At 69.3% G+C, this 13,265-nt stretch carries 14 protein-coding genes, 1 tRNA gene and 1 pseudogene; 5 read left to right on the plus strand and 11 right to left on the minus strand.

The features are described 5' to 3' along the window. Positions 1-46: 46 nt before the first annotated feature. Entirely contained in the window at positions 47-496 is a 450-nt protein-coding gene (locus NOV86_RS04855) for an Lrp/AsnC family transcriptional regulator (RefSeq protein WP_267640128.1), read from the minus strand. Between the two features lie 107 nt (positions 497-603). Then, entirely contained in the window at positions 604-1,410 is an 807-nt protein-coding gene (locus NOV86_RS04860) for an inositol monophosphatase family protein (protein ID WP_267640129.1), read from the minus strand. A gap of 89 nt (positions 1,411-1,499) precedes the next feature. Here NOV86_RS04860 and NOV86_RS04865 point away from each other — a divergent pair, with 89 nt between their 5' ends. Then, entirely contained in the window at positions 1,500-1,706 is a 207-nt protein-coding gene (locus tag NOV86_RS04865) for a hypothetical protein (RefSeq protein WP_267640130.1), read from the plus strand. 56 nt (positions 1,707-1,762) lie between these two features. After that, positions 1,763-1,918 (plus strand): hypothetical protein, encoded by a 156-nt coding sequence (locus NOV86_RS04870; protein ID WP_267640131.1) that lies wholly within the window; start codon positions 1,763-1,765, stop codon positions 1,916-1,918. Between the two features lie 240 nt (positions 1,919-2,158). On the opposite strand, the gene NOV86_RS04875 is transcribed toward NOV86_RS04870, so the two are convergent. Next, a tRNA-Leu gene (locus NOV86_RS04875) sits at positions 2,159-2,242 on the minus strand. A gap of 54 nt (positions 2,243-2,296) precedes the next feature. Then, a complete protein-coding gene (locus NOV86_RS04880; RefSeq protein ID WP_267640132.1) occupies positions 2,297-2,830 on the minus strand; it encodes a 2'-5' RNA ligase family protein in 534 nt (177 codons plus the stop codon). Between the two features lie 115 nt (positions 2,831-2,945). Between NOV86_RS04880 and NOV86_RS04885 the strand changes: the two genes are divergently transcribed. Further along, positions 2,946-3,440: a DUF309 domain-containing protein gene (locus NOV86_RS04885; protein WP_267640133.1), complete on the plus strand. Its 495-nt coding sequence runs from the start codon at positions 2,946-2,948 to the stop codon at positions 3,438-3,440. A gap of 24 nt (positions 3,441-3,464) precedes the next feature. Here the strand turns inward: NOV86_RS04885 and NOV86_RS04890 are convergent, their stop codons facing one another. Both NOV86_RS04890 and NOV86_RS04895 read right to left on the minus strand, forming a co-directional pair. Then, complete coding sequence (locus NOV86_RS04890; protein WP_267640134.1) at positions 3,465-6,485, minus strand: G8 domain-containing protein; 3,021 nt, start codon at positions 6,483-6,485, stop codon at positions 3,465-3,467. A gap of 139 nt (positions 6,486-6,624) precedes the next feature. Further along, complete coding sequence (locus NOV86_RS04895; RefSeq protein WP_267640135.1) at positions 6,625-7,353, minus strand: DICT sensory domain-containing protein; 729 nt, start codon at positions 7,351-7,353, stop codon at positions 6,625-6,627. Positions 7,354-7,486: 133 nt separating this feature from the next. Here NOV86_RS04895 and NOV86_RS04900 point away from each other — a divergent pair, with 133 nt between their 5' ends. Continuing rightward, positions 7,487-8,293, plus strand: coding sequence for a M14 family metallopeptidase (locus NOV86_RS04900; protein WP_267640136.1), 807 nt, complete (start codon positions 7,487-7,489; stop codon positions 8,291-8,293). Here the strand turns inward: NOV86_RS04900 and NOV86_RS04905 are convergent. Beyond that, positions 8,266-9,258, minus strand: coding sequence for a hypothetical protein (locus NOV86_RS04905; protein WP_267640137.1), 993 nt, complete (start codon positions 9,256-9,258; stop codon positions 8,266-8,268). The genes NOV86_RS04900 and NOV86_RS04905 overlap by 28 nt on opposite strands. Beyond that, entirely contained in the window at positions 9,255-9,704 is a 450-nt protein-coding gene (locus tag NOV86_RS04910; protein ID WP_267640138.1) for a UPF0179 family protein, read from the minus strand. The genes NOV86_RS04905 and NOV86_RS04910 overlap by 4 nt, the downstream gene beginning before the upstream one ends. A 130-nt stretch (positions 9,705-9,834) precedes the next feature. Here NOV86_RS04910 and NOV86_RS04915 point away from each other — a divergent pair, with 130 nt between their 5' ends. Then, complete coding sequence (locus NOV86_RS04915) at positions 9,835-10,809, plus strand: sodium:calcium antiporter (protein WP_267640139.1); 975 nt, start codon at positions 9,835-9,837, stop codon at positions 10,807-10,809. A gap of 79 nt (positions 10,810-10,888) precedes the next feature. On the opposite strand, the gene NOV86_RS04920 is transcribed toward NOV86_RS04915, so the two are convergent. The 3 genes and pseudogenes from NOV86_RS04920 to NOV86_RS04930 all read right to left on the minus strand — a co-directional run bounded on the left by NOV86_RS04920 (position 10,889) and on the right by NOV86_RS04930 (position 13,206). Then, complete coding sequence (locus NOV86_RS04920) at positions 10,889-11,896, minus strand: sodium:calcium antiporter (RefSeq protein WP_267640140.1); 1,008 nt, start codon at positions 11,894-11,896, stop codon at positions 10,889-10,891. A 75-nt stretch (positions 11,897-11,971) separates the two neighbouring features. Continuing rightward, positions 11,972-12,913 (minus strand): annotated as a pseudogene (locus tag NOV86_RS04925) (formate/nitrite transporter family protein); the annotation flags it as partial. A gap of 122 nt (positions 12,914-13,035) precedes the next feature. After that, positions 13,036-13,206, minus strand: a complete 171-nt coding sequence (locus NOV86_RS04930; protein WP_267640142.1) for a hypothetical protein — start codon at positions 13,204-13,206, stop codon at positions 13,036-13,038. Positions 13,207-13,265 lie beyond the last annotated feature (59 nt).

Consider the following 13,265-nt stretch of genomic DNA (forward strand, 5'->3'; position numbering starts at 1 on the left):
TCGTGCGCCGCGAGGACGCCAGCGAAACCGGCCCAGGGCGGCCTGCTCAGACCGGCAGCTCCTCGGACTCGTGGGGCGTCCCGAGGATGACCATGGTCTGGGACCGCGCGAACCCGTCCATCTGGGCGATGCGGTCGAACATCAGCTCCCGGAGGGCGTCGGCGTCGGCCGCGTAGACCCGGGCCATCACGTCCCACTCGCCCGTCGTGAGGTGGACCTCCTGGACCCCCTCGATGTCCTGCAGGCGCTGGAGCGTGTCCTTCTCCCGGCCCTGCTCGACGCGCAGGCCGATGATGGCCGAGATACCGTACCCGACGGCCTTCGGGTCCAGTTTGGCGTGGTAACCCTCGATGACGCCGGCCTCCTCCAGCCGCCCGACCCGGTCGTGGACGGTCGCGCTCGACATGTCGATGCGTCGGGCGATCTCGCTGAAGGTGGTCCGTGCGTTCTCCTGGAGGATGCGGAGGATGTGACGGTCCGTCTCGTCGAGTTCCATGCGCGTGGGGACACGCCCCAGGCTCATAAGGGACCGTACTTGCGGCGAATTCGCGTGACTGCTCTGGGCGGTGGCGCGTGCCGGCGAGGGTGCTGACCGCCGGCGACCTACGACATCCGAATCTTCTCGACGTCCCGCGCCGCCGCCAGCACCTCGTCGTGTCGCGTCCCGTTCGACGCCACGAGGCCCTGGCTCTCGTGGGTCCAGCGCTCGCCCTCGAGGTCGGTCACGGTCCCGCCGGCCTGCCGAACCAGGTACACCCCGGCGACCGTATCCCAGGGGTTCGGGTCGACGTTCGTGATGGTCGCCTCCAGCGAGCCCGCGGCCACCATCCCGAGGACGGCCTGCGCGCAGCCGAAGCGGCGCATGTCGCCGAAGCGCTCGACGATGACCTCACAGGCCCGGGCGTACTCGTCCCGGCGGTCGAAGTCCCACCAGATGGTCGGGCAGATGACGAACCGGTCGGGGTCGTCGGCCTCGCTGACCGACAGCTCGGAACCGTTCAGCCGTGCCCCGTCAGGTCCCGCGGTGTAGCAGTCGGAAAGCGCCGGCATGACGTTCGCCGCGGCCACGGGCTCGCCGTCGACCACGGCCGCGACGCTGGTCGCCCACACCGGGATGTCCCGGACGTAGTTGTTCGTCCCGTCGATGGGGTCGATGACCCACGCCGGCCCAGACGCCGGGACCGCCTTCAGCTCGTCGTCCTCCTCGCCGACGATGGCATCGTCCGGGAACGCCTCCCTGATCCGCTCGATGACGGCCCGCTGGGCGTCCCGGTCGGCCTGGGTCACCACGTCCGTCTTCTGGCCCTTCTCCTCGATGGCGATGCCGGTCCGGAAGCCCTCGGCCGCCACCGCGGCACCGGCTCGCGCGGCCGCCTCGGCCACGCGAACACGGTCTGCGTACTCGGTCATGCCCACACTCCGGGTACGCGGACGAAAATACTCTCCGGTTTCGTGTATCCGGAACGAAACTTTATCACCCCGAACACCGGGTAATAACCATGGTCGAGGGCTACGCCGAGTTGTTCTTCCTGCTCTGTCTGGTCGGGCTCCTGACGGTCCTCTGGCGCCGCCTCCGGGAGATGAACCAGGGGGAGCCAGCCGACCCCGCAGTCGAGTACACCGACCAGGGCGGCATGGCCCCCGGCCCGGACGACGCCGACGGCGACGGCCGGACCACCCTCGCCGAGCGACTCCGCCGGGACTGACCCCACCTGCCCGCGACAGAACAACGCTTTTGCTCCTCGCCCGGCCATCTCCGGGTATGGTCGAACTCGTCCAGATCGGGCTCTTCGCCCTCGCCGTGGTCTTCATGCTCGCCCTCCGCTGGAAGTTCGGCGGGACGACCGAGGACGGCCCCAGCCACTCCGAGAACAACCCGTTCGTCGGTGACGACGACGACGAGCAACGCGGGTTCTGAGGCCGTCGCTGTTCGGGTTTTTACTATCAGAAGTTCGCGAGGGCAAGACGCTCCGTCTTGCCGCGCATGTCCTGCGGTCTCCCGCAGCCATGCGAGGGAAGGGATTTGAACCACCGTGCCAGCACAGCTGTCACGGGCTTCCGATTCGCAGGGAATCGGAACCTCGGTCGCAGGAAACCTGCTCCCTGATTCAAACCCCTCCGTTCGCAGTCAGGCGCTCCCGTCCGGTCGCGCCAGACATGCGAGGGAAGGGATTTGAACCCTTGGACCTCTACAGGAGCGGATCTTGAGTCCGCCGCCGTTTCCAGGCTTGGCTACCCTCGCACGCACCCGTATCTGTGCTGTCGGGGCGTTAAAACGTTGCGAACCGACCCCCGATTATCCGCCGAGGGGGAAGCGAGCCACGACGCAGTCGCCGGATTCGTCGGTGTCGACCACGGCCAGTTCGTCGACCACGACCGAGAGGGAGGGAGCGCGGTCGTTGAGGAACGTGACGACGGGGCCGAGTTGCGCGGGCGTGAGGTCGCCATGAACGAGGGTGACGTGGGGTTGCCACACCTCGGGACGGTAGTAGGTGTTGGGAGCCTCGGCCGCTCCGATGGCCACGTCGTAGACGGTCTGCTGGAGCAGTGAGAGGGCGTCGGTCCGGACGACCGGGCAGTGGACGACGGGTGATTCGCCCGGGAACACGCCGAGCCCGGCGGTCTGGACGACGAAGGGCTCGAATCCATCGGCGACAGAGGCGAGGTTCTGGTCGAGGTCGTCGCCGTAGCTCGCGGCGCCGTGGTAGGAGACGTGCGGGGGGACGGGCGCACATTTGGCGACCCCGAAGCGGTCGTGGAGATCGCGCCAGAGACGCTGGACCTCCTCGGCGTGCTCCCCCGAGAGCGTGGTGACGATGGCGTGGGTCATGTCGCTGCAGACGCCGCCAGCCGAGATATCTGGCTCGTGAGACGTGCAGGCAGGATTCACGGCCGGGTCGGGGCAGCGATGGATTGACCAGCCTGCCGGCCGAACCGGATGGCAGATGGACGACCACACGACCGACGCGACGGTCGCGCCCCCGGACCGGGGCACCCCGACGGGCTGGCTTCCGGACGAGGGTCGCTGGGAGCACGACACGCTCCGGCGCGCCCTGGTCCACGGGGTGCGCCTCTACAACGCCGGCGCGTTCCACGAGTCCCACGACTGCTTCGAGGACGAGTGGTACAACTACGGGCGCGGGAACGCCGAGAGCATGTTCCTCCACGGGATGGTGCAGGTCGCCGCCGGCGCGTACAAGCACTACGACTTCGAGGACGACGACGGCATGCGCTCGCTGTTTCGCACTGCCCTCCAGTACTTCCACGGCCTGCCCGGCGACTACTACGGCGTGGACCTGCGGGAGATCCGGACCGTCCTCACGAACGCCCTGCAGGACCCGTCGGAACTCGACGGCTGGAAGATCCGCCTCGACGGGGCGCGTCCCGAGGCGACCGAGGCGGATTACGAGTACGCCAAGTTGACCGAACACGGGCCGTGAGCCCGGCGCAGCCGCTTCCGTTCCCTACTCGCCGTAGCCGATAGGTGTCCGGCCCGTACTCGTCACGAGCAGTTTGTCCAGCTGTGCGCCGTCCTCGCGGAAGCCCACGGTGAAGGTGTGGCTGCCTTCCGAGAGCGAGAACCTGCGGTGGTCGGACCAGTCGTCGGTCTCCGGCTCGGGGACGCGCTCCCAGTCGTAGTCGCGGTCGCCGCCGATGCCGCCCCAGCGGATCCAGTCGCCGTCGTCCATGCGGACCCAGAAGGAGTCGTCGTCGTCGCTGGGGCGGTGGGCCCGGGCGTAGACCTCGTACTCGCCCCCCTGCACCTCGAACTCGTATGTGAGGAGGCCCTCGCTGGGCGGTTCGTGGCTGCTGTCGACGCCACCGGCCACGACGTAGCTGTCGCCGGAGGCGTTCGGGTCGGGCTTCGTCTCGAAGGGCGCCCGGACCGTCGTGTCCTCGGCCTCGAACCAGACCTCCCGGGGCGGGTCCGGTGGTGGCGAGGCGAGGGCACCGCCGGAGATGCGCTCGTCGTCGACCGCGTCGTCGGGCATCGGGCGGCCCTTCACGGCGATGCCGTACTGGTCGTAGAGCTGCCGGTTCGTCTTCCCGACGAGGTTGTTGGCGTCGGTCCCGGCCAGCTCCTTCAGGTCCTCGGCCCCGAGTTGCTTCACCGTCTTCTGGTCCGGTATCGGGACGTGCCCGGGGCGCTGTTGCTCGTAGTACACCGGCCGCCCGTCCACGACGACGCCGCCGTCGTCGTCGAACACCTCGTCGGCGCTGCGGTCCTCGGGTTCGTCCAGACCGAGGTTCAGGTGGCCCTCGCCACCACGCTCGAAGGTGCAGTTCTCCAGTTTGATGCGCCGGGAGGGGTGCGGATGGCCGTCCTCGACGCTGACGTTCACGTCGTTGGCGAACCGGCTGTCGCGGTAGATCGTGATACCCCGGGGCAGGGGCTTCGCGCCCACCTTCCAGCCCTCCACGTCGAGGCCCTCGAAGACCACGTGGAATGGATATGGCGTGTTGCGGTTGATGCCGACGCTGTCGAGGGATTCGGGGTGCTTCTCCGCCTGCTCGTCGTCGACGACGCGTTTCGTCGCCTCGCGGCCGCGGCCCCAGACCAGCCGGGCGTCCTCGACCCGCAGGTTGTGGCTGTACCTGATGGAGAGGCCGTTGTTGCCGCCCTCGGCGTTCCCGTGGTCGGGCGCGGCGACGCGGCCCCACGACCGGACGAGGGGCCCGACGTTGAACGCGGTGAAGCCCTCGACGACGCTGTAGTCCTCGAAGCGCTGGTGGTCCCAGCCGAACTGGTGCCGGGAGATGTCGAGGCCGCCGCCGGAGGCGAACGTCGTGTTGTTCCGGAACGATTCGATGGGGACGTACGCCGAGGAGACCTTGCCGTCGTAGACGTGGTCGGACTCCACGAGGTGGGGCATGCGCTCCTCGTCGACGTGGTCCAGTGGGAAGTTCGCGACCGTCCCGCGCCGGTCGTGGATCTCCTCGCCGGGGCGGAGTTCGCGGTCGATGAGGGGTCGGTTCCAGAAGACGAAGCCGTGGTGACGGTGGCCGGCCGCGACGTTGTCCTCGATGGTCAGGGCGGGCCCCTGGAACCAGAAGCCGTGGCCGCCGTGACCGAAGTCGTCCACGTCGCCCGGGTCGTCGTCGCCCATGTCGAAGTCGCGGGAGTCCGGCAGGTCGCCGCTGCCCTCGGAACGCAGGGCGAAGTTCCGTTCGAACGACCCACGCTCGTTCCCGGCCTCGGCGACGAACCCCGCCCCGAACACGTCGTAGGTGACCGAGTCCGTGACCTCGGCGTAGCTGTGGTGGTTGACGACGCCCCAGCCGGGACTGCCCCGGACCGCGACGCCCCTGACGGTGTGCGGTTCCGCGGTGTCGATGCCGGTCTTGTGGAAGTGCAGGGCGTACCGGGCCCGGGGGTTCGGCTCGACGTCCTCCGGCGGTTCCCCGTGGATGGGGTTCGTGAAGGCGTAGGACTTGTCGGTCCGGCCGAGCCCGTACAGCCCGGCGTAGTGGACCGCCACCCGCCGGGACATGAACATCGTGTGCCCGCGCCGGGGAATCGCCTCGTTCTCTGAGACGAACCGGACGTTCCGGTCGAGGTTCTGGACGTACGCCGAGAGGTCGTCCTTCGGCGGGCTGTGGTCGTGTCTCAGGGCACGGTCGAGTTCGACCCTCGAGCCCGACACGCCGGTCACGAACACCTCCTCGTCCTCGTTCGCCATCGGGTCCATCCCGGCGACGACGAGCCGGTCGCCCTCGTCCCAGTTCGTCGGCGCCTCGGGCAGTTCGAGCGTTTCGTCACCGGGCGTCGGGGCGCTCGCCAGGTCGGACCACGTCGTCTTCTCGGCGCCGTGGACCCGGACCTCGCCCAGTGCGAGCAGGCCGGTGCTCAGGCGCTCCGGGTCCCAGTCCTCGTCGATGGGTCCGAGGTCGACGAAGGTGACGCGGGCCTCCGAGTCGCGGGCGATGGGGCGGGACTCGCGACCGAGTTGCAGGACGCTGTCGGGCATCGTGACCAGCGTCTCGGTGCGGAGGTGGCTGTCCTTCTCTGGGTGGACCGCCAGCGCGCCGTCCACCCGCAGGGTCTTCATCCGGGCGGTCGAGCCCCCCGCGAGCGTGACGGTCACGTCGGTCGGAATCTGCGCCCGGGCGAAGTCGTCCGGGACCGACCCGCCCCAGGTCGCCGGGTCGTGCCACGCGCCGTCCCGCGTCGCCCGGTGCGTGACCTGCTCCTCGGTGACCAGCGCCTCGATGTCGCTGTGGTCGTGGTGCTCCGGTGGACTCGCCCCGGCGGCCGGTGGCGGGACCTCGACGCTGCCGGCCACGACGGCCCCGATACCGGGGACACCGAACTTGCCCAGTGCGGCCCCGGCGGTGCCCGCGCCCAGCGTGGCGAGCAACAGTCGTCGGGTCGGTGCGAGGTCGCTCGCGGCCTCCCCCACGGCCGCGGCGCGGTCGGCGATTTCCCCACCGACGCCGTCCCCCTCCCCGGCGTCGAACCCACCGTCTTTGTTCTCACGTGACATCTCCGCAGCCCTCCGGAACAGTCGTCACATCCATCTCGGATTACACCTCATCGACTTGCTTAATAAAGGTTGGACCCGGGTCAGGTTCCGCGGTCACGTCCCGGCTTCGGCGTTCCTGTCCGACTCCCAACTATTCCGGTCAGGAGTACTTCGCCGGCCCGTACGTCTGGCTGACGTACCGCCTGATGTCCGCGACGACGGCGGGGTCGTAGGTCCAGAAGCCCTCGAACTCGTCGGGGGCGGTCTCCTCCGCGAGCAGGGCACAGGCGTTCAGGTCGTCCCCGCCGCCGTCGTAGACCACGAACCAGAAGTGCCCGATCTCCTCGCTCTCGACCGGGTAGAACCACACGTCCCGCATCGAATCCGGCATCCAGTCCGGCCGGCCGTAGACGTGGACCGACAGGTCGCCGCGCTCGCCCAGTTGCTCGTAGACCGGCTTCTGGGCCTTCATCGCGCTGAGGTCCTGGAACCCGGTGTGGAGTTCCCCCCGGCCCACCCGCCACGCCCGGTCCTCGATCTCCCGCGACGCGGCGAGCAGCTGGCGCTTCTCGAGCGCCCGGAACACGGTGTCGTCGAGCAGTTCCAGCAGGCACTGGAACGCGGCGTTGCGGTGTCTCGATTCGAGTCCCCGGCCGCAGTCGGGCGAGATCAGTTCCGAGACGGCGCCCAGCCCGACGCTGCCGATGTACCCGTCCTCGTCGCTCACGACGATGAACCCCTCCTGGTCGCCGGGCGGCAGCGGTTCGTAGCGGATGCTCACGTTCCGGGCCTCGAACGCGAGGTCGAGGTCGTCGATGGGGTCGGGGGCGTAGACGGTCATCGTCTTCCGACGCGACCGCATCTGTTCGAGTATCTGGGAGAGGGACATGGCGTCGGCTGTCGTACGTGAGACTACGTTCCGGGGGTGTATAGAGGTGTGTCAGGGAATCCCCCGGGCCGAACCGGCGGGGAGCGCGGGAGTCCGAACGCTTTTGGAGCGCGGGCACCGACCACGCAAGCCGATGAGAGTGTCAGTGCTGGGAGAGGGTGACCCCGAGGTGGCGGTCGTCGCCGCCATCCACGGGGACGAGCCCTGTGGGGTGCACGCGGTCGAACACCTCCTCGAGCGACGTCCCGACGTGCGCCGCCCCGTGAAGGTGGTCGTCGCCAACGAGGAGGCCCTCGAACGGGGCGTCCGGTACACAGAGGAGGACCTGAACCGCGCGTTCCCGGGCTACCCGGACGCCGACACACACGAGAAGCGGCTGGCGTACGACCTGGCCCACGAGCTCACGGGCTGTCGGGTCCTCGCGCTGCACTCCACGCAGTCCCACGCCGAACCCTTCGCGGTGGTCGACGGGGTGGACGACCTCGTCCGCGAGGTGTGCCCACGGCTCCCCATCACGGCCGTCGTCGAGACCGGCCGGTACGTCGAGGGCCGGGTGTTCAACTCGGTGCCGGGAACCATCGAGGTCGAGTGCGGGCTCCAGGGGACCGCGGACGCGAGCCGGAACGCGGTCCACCTCGTCGAGGCGTTCCTCATCGCGACGGGCGTCCTGCCCGGCACGCTCCCGGCGCGGGAGACCCCCATCTACCGGCTGACGGCACGGGTCCCGAAGGCCGAGGCCGAGGAGTACGAGGTGCTGGTGCCGAACTTCGAGCGCGTCGAATCCGGCGAACCCTTCGCCGCGGTCGACGGCGAGTCACAGATCGCAGAAGAGGCCTTCTACCCGGTCCTGCTGTCGGCCTATGGCTACGACGACGTGTTCGGGTACTCCGCCGAACAGGTGGGCCGGGTCGGTCAGGTGTCGTCGTCGGCCCCGCGGTGACCGACGTTTTCGCGCCGACCGACCGCCGCGACCACCAGTGACGGGTCGACCCCCGTCAACCGGGCGGCCTCGTCGGCCGGCAGGTCGAGCGTATCGGCGGCCAGCAGCGTCCCCTGCAGGTGGACGATGCGACGACGCTCCGCGGCCGACTTCTCGCGCGGGTCGCTCGCCGGCGGGCTCCCGGTCGCCGCCTCCAGATGATAGCTCGCGAGCACCGCGTCGAGGTACACGTCCTCGTCGACGCTCGCCGCCTCGTCGGTGCCGAGGCGGACGAGCCGGGCGAGGATGGCGAGCGTGGTCGAGAGCAGGTACTGGAAGTCCTCGGCACCATCCTCGTCGCCGCCGGTCTCCCGGCGCGTCTGGACCGCCAGCGCGGTCCGTTCGAGGCGTTCGAGCAGCACCACGAGCGCGAGGTACGGTCCCGGCTCGTCGGGGTCGGCGAGGAGCTGTGCGAGCAGGGTCCCCTGCCAGCGACCCGCGTTCCGGACCACGGTCCGGACGCCGGTCTGGACCGGGTCGGCGACGGGCAGGTCGGCCGCCAGCGCGTCGAGGCTGTCGGGGTCGGTCAGCCCCGCGAGCCCGAAGCGGTTCGCGTACCGGCTCGCCGACTCGCGGAAGCGCTCCTCGGGCGGGAGCGAGAGCACGTCGTCGGCGAGGACGGCCGGCTCCGGCAGGCCGACGCTCCCGCTCGCACTGGTCGCGAGGTCGAGCATCGGGCGGAGCCCCTCGGCGAGGACGGTGACGGCCGGGACCGGCTCCTGCGCGGCGAGTTCCGCCGCCACGTCGTCGATGTCACGCTCGTCGAGGTCAGTGGGGTCGGCCTCGGCGTCGGTAGGGTCGGCCTCGGCGTCGAAGTCGGCGTCGGCACCCTCGGTCGGCGGCTCGGCTCCGGCGGCGGTGTCGTCCTGTTCGTCGGTCTCGTCCCGGGTATCGGCCTCCTCATCGGGGTCGTGCTCCCCCGTCATTCGTCCGGCGCGTCGAACTCGACCATCGTGAGGTCCCTGTCGAGGTAGCAGTAGTCGTGGGGCGGGTCGCCGACGACCTCGCTGATGCGGTACTCCTCGTCGAAGTCCGCGCCGTCGGGGACGCAGTACTCGTGGCTCGGGCACTCGGTGTGGGGGCACGGCCCCGCCAGCGAGACCTTGCTCCCGGCGTAGGCGTGCTTCGAGGGGACGTTGGCGGTGACGGAGACGGGTTCGACCTCGACCGCCCGGACGCCCTCGTCGTGGACCGCACACTCCAGCGTCTGGGCGTTCTCCCGGGGCTCGACGACCCGGTACTTCACCCCCTCGGTGAGGTTGAGGCACTGCCCCCGATAGGGACAGCCCTCGCAGAGACTGGACTCGCCGTGGTAGACGAACTCCTGGCCGGACTGGGCGATGCGGGCCCCGATGAGCGTGACTTTGGACATGTCGCGTCGTACACCACCACCGCGGTTAAGCCCTTCCCGTCGATTGGGGGGCTTCGCGCTCGCGGCCGGCAGGGACGGGCCGGGCTTGGCACACGACTTTTCACCCGGTGACGAGTCAGACACCTGTAGAATGGTCTCGGGTGGCCCCGTCGTCCAGATCGGTGTTATCGTCCTCTCGGTGCTCGGCCTCTGGGTCGGCGCGCGACTCCTCGTCGATGCCGCGGTTCGCTCGGCCCGGCGATTCGGCCTCTCGGAACTCACCATCGGGCTGACCATCGTCGCCGTCGGCACCTCGACCCCGGAACTCGCCGTCGCGGTCGACGCCGCACGCAAGGGGCTGGGCGACATCGCGGTCGCGAACGTCCTCGGCTCGAACATCTACAACCTCGCGTTCGTCCTCGGCGTCATCGCCCTGCTTCGGGCGGTTCCGGTCGCGGACTCGGTCCTCCGACGCGAGGGCGTCGTCCTGCTGGCGAGTACGCTCGTGGGCGGCCTCGTCCTGTTCGACAGCCACCTCTCGAGACTCGAAGGGGTCCTGCTGGTCGGACTGTTCGTCGCCTACACGGCGTTCCTCCTGACCCGCGACCAGTCAGAGGTCACCGGGTCGGCAGAACGACCACTCGGTGACGGCGGCGTGACCCGGCCGGTGACCGAACGTGTCTCGGTCCCCGGCCGCGATGTCGTGTTCCTCGTCGCCGGTCTCGCACTGGTCCTGGTGAGTGGCGACTACATGGTGCTGGCTGCCTCGGCGCTTGCCCGCGGGGCCGGCATCTCCGAGTGGGTCATCGGCGGGACCATCGTCGCCGCCGGGACGTCGACCCCGGAGTTCGCCGTCTCGCTGGTCGCCATCAGACAGCGGAGCCTCGGCGTCTCGGTCGGGAACGTCGTCGGCAGCAACGTCCTCAACATCACGGGCATCATGGGTCTCGCGGCGGTGATCCAGCCGATAGCAGTGAGTGGCTCGGTGTTCTCGACGCTGGCGTGGCTGGTCGTGGTCGTCGGACTGGTCGTCGCCGCGCTCTGGACGGAGCGCGTCCTCTCGCGGGTCGAAGGTGCCGTCTTCACCGCCTCCGAACTCGCGCGGTGGGTCGTCGGCATGCTCTGACTGGGCGCACAGGAGGGGGTCAACACCCGGTCGAGAGTCGGCCCGGAACCGGGGACCCGGGTGACGCTCGGCCGCCCGCCTAGAGCCCGCGGACGATGTCCACGCGTCCGACCGTCTCCAGCCCCACCCAGCAGAGGAAGACGAGGTAGAGCAGCAGGAAGAAGTAGGCCTCCCGTTCGCTCAGCTCGAGGCCGGTCCGCGTGAACACGATGAATATCAGCGTCGCCCCGGTCAGGTACCCGAGCAGAGGGACGGCGACCAGGAAGTCGATGGTCGCCGACCCGGCGATGAGGACCCCGACCGGGAGCGCGACGAGGAGGTTGAACGTGTTGCTCCCGAGGACGTTTGTCAGGCTGGTGACGCTGTCGTCGTTGGCCGCCGCCCGGATGCTGACGAACGCGTCCGGGAGGCTCGTCCCGATAGCGATGACGGTCAGCCCCCAGAGGAAACTCGGCGTCTCGAAGATCGACCCGAACGCGAGTGCGGCCCGCACGATGCCCTCGACGCCCACGGCGATGACCACGAGCGAGACCGCGAGCCGTCCCCACTCGCGCCGCGGCGACACGTCCACCGCGTCGGTCGAGGCGTGCTCGCTCGTGTCCTGCTGGTGCAGGAAGACGTACACCCCGTAGGTCAGGAGCAACAGCAGCGCGAGCGGAGTCGTCACGATGGCCGCCTGGTTCGTGCCGCCCGGGACGTACGTCGCGCCGAGGGCGAACACCAGGAACAGGAGCAGGATGCTGATGATGTAGAACTGGGCGTCCTTGTGGACGATGTCGCGGGTCGTCTCCAGCGATTCGTTCTGCATCGCGGCCAGCGCCGGGATGACGAGCAGGTTGAACACCGCGCTCCCGACGATGGCGCCGAGCCCCAGCGAGAACTCGCCGTGGACCGCCGTGCTGACCACGACGGAGCTGAGTTCGGGGAAGCTCGACCCGACCGCGACGACGACCGCCCCGTGGACCGCGACGGGGAGCCCGTAGTACCGGCTGAGCTGTTCGGCGGACCGTTCGAGGAGGTCGCTCCCCTTCCAGATGACGCCCGTGGACACGACCGCGACGACCAGCCAGAGGGCGAGTCCGTTCATCGGCCTCGCCCGTGCGACAGCGGGGGCTGTCGTGTGCCCGGGGCGGGTACGTCCACGCTCGGCCGCTGCTGCTCAGTCATCGCCACCGTCCTCCGAGGAGATGTACGACTGCCCGGCGTCGCGGCCGAACAGCCAGGCGCGGGTGGACAGTCGTTCGTCGGGAGCGCTGTCGCGTGCGAGTTCCCGGCGTTCGGCGGTCGTCTGGAAGTAGTTCACGACCGTCACCAGCAGGACGCCCCCGGCGGTGTTCCCGAGCAACACCGGGAAGACGAACCCGGTCAGGGGCCCGACGAGCGAGGCCTGCCCGGCGGCCACGAGGTAGACGACCTCGGTGAAGGAGACGACGACGTGGAAGAGGTTGCCGAAGGGGATGGCGAGGAACGCGATGTAGACGAGTATCAGGCGGGAGATGGAGTCCCTGACGGAGTAATCGAGCCAGACCACGCCGGCGACGATGAGGCCGGCGAAGCACGCCTTGAAGAACAGCGACCAGAACGGCGTCTCGACGCCCTTCAACGCGATGTCGGTGGCTGCGGCTGCGGCCTCCGGCGAGAGCACGCCGGTCAGCGCGAGCACGACGCCGCCGACGGTCCCACCGGCGAAGTTGCCGAGCAACACGACGCCCCAGATGCGCAGCAGTCGCGGGACGCTCGCCAGCCGTTCGAGCACGAGCACCACCGGCGGCAGCGTGTTCTCGGTGTAGAGCTGGTACCCGCCGAGCACGATGTAGATGAACCCCAGCGGGTACAGCAAGGCGCTCAGGATGGGGTCCTTGCCGGTCGCCGCGGTGAGCGAGGCGTACAGCAGGTACGTGACCGTGATGGCGAAGCCGGCCGCGAGGCCGCTGAAGAACAGTTCGCGGGTGCTCGTCGTCGCCTCCTCGTCCGCGGCGACGATGATGCGCTGGAACACCTCGTGGGTCTCGAACCGGTCCTCGATGGCCGACCCGACCGCTGGCGCGCCGTGTGAGGAGTGCTGCTGTGGCTCGGGGGGTGTGTCTGGCTCGTCGGAGGTCATCGGTTACACGTCCGGGACTGGTAGCCATCCGCGGAAAAAAGTTCTCGACGAGGTTCCTCTCGGGTCGCTCTCCGGCGCGCCATGCCGGGCAGTCGAAGACGTGTCGATGGTCACGGGCCGGCCTACAGGTGGCTCGTGTAGGTCGAGAGTTCGTCGGTCCGGTCCGGGTGTTCCTGCTCGACGTGCCGGTGGACCCGGTGCTGGGACTTCTCGGGCGCCGTCTTCGGGTCGGCGTGTGGCACGTCCGGTTCGAACTCGCAGAACGGACATTCGGTCAGCGGTTCCTGACTCATAATATCAGTTCGGTCCTCGAAGAACTAAAATGGCGGGACCGCTCCGATATCGCATCACT

The sequence above is a fragment of the Haloarchaeobius amylolyticus genome (assembly GCF_026616195.1).
GTDB classification, from domain to species: domain Archaea; phylum Halobacteriota; class Halobacteria; order Halobacteriales; family Natrialbaceae; genus Haloarchaeobius; species Haloarchaeobius amylolyticus.

Excerpts from the sequence above, each read along its gene's own strand:
- NOV86_RS04880 (WP_267640132.1), bottom strand. The coding sequence starts at position 2,830 with ATGACCCACGCCATCGTCACCACGCTCTCGGGGGAGCACGCCGAGGAG.
- NOV86_RS04865 (WP_267640130.1), top strand. The coding sequence starts at position 1,500 with ATGGTCGAGGGCTACGCCGAGTTGTTCTTCCTGCTCTGTCTGGTCGGG.
- NOV86_RS04885 (WP_267640133.1), top strand. The coding sequence starts at position 2,946 with ATGGACGACCACACGACCGACGCGACGGTCGCGCCCCCGGACCGGGGC.
- NOV86_RS04915 (WP_267640139.1), top strand. The coding sequence starts at position 9,835 with ATGGTCTCGGGTGGCCCCGTCGTCCAGATCGGTGTTATCGTCCTCTCG.
- NOV86_RS04890 (WP_267640134.1), bottom strand. The coding sequence starts at position 6,485 with ATGTCACGTGAGAACAAAGACGGTGGGTTCGACGCCGGGGAGGGGGAC.
- NOV86_RS04905 (WP_267640137.1), bottom strand. The coding sequence starts at position 9,258 with ATGACGGGGGAGCACGACCCCGATGAGGAGGCCGATACCCGGGACGAG.
- NOV86_RS04860 (WP_267640129.1), bottom strand. The coding sequence starts at position 1,410 with ATGACCGAGTACGCAGACCGTGTTCGCGTGGCCGAGGCGGCCGCGCGA.
- NOV86_RS04930 (WP_267640142.1), bottom strand. The coding sequence starts at position 13,206 with ATGAGTCAGGAACCGCTGACCGAATGTCCGTTCTGCGAGTTCGAACCG.
- NOV86_RS04855 (WP_267640128.1), bottom strand. The coding sequence starts at position 496 with ATGGAACTCGACGAGACGGACCGTCACATCCTCCGCATCCTCCAGGAG.
- NOV86_RS04920 (WP_267640140.1), bottom strand. The coding sequence starts at position 11,896 with ATGAACGGACTCGCCCTCTGGCTGGTCGTCGCGGTCGTGTCCACGGGC.
- NOV86_RS04895 (WP_267640135.1), bottom strand. The coding sequence starts at position 7,353 with ATGTCCCTCTCCCAGATACTCGAACAGATGCGGTCGCGTCGGAAGACG.
- NOV86_RS04910 (WP_267640138.1), bottom strand. The coding sequence starts at position 9,704 with ATGTCCAAAGTCACGCTCATCGGGGCCCGCATCGCCCAGTCCGGCCAG.
- NOV86_RS04900 (WP_267640136.1), top strand. The coding sequence starts at position 7,487 with ATGAGAGTGTCAGTGCTGGGAGAGGGTGACCCCGAGGTGGCGGTCGTC.
- NOV86_RS04870 (WP_267640131.1), top strand. The coding sequence starts at position 1,763 with ATGGTCGAACTCGTCCAGATCGGGCTCTTCGCCCTCGCCGTGGTCTTC.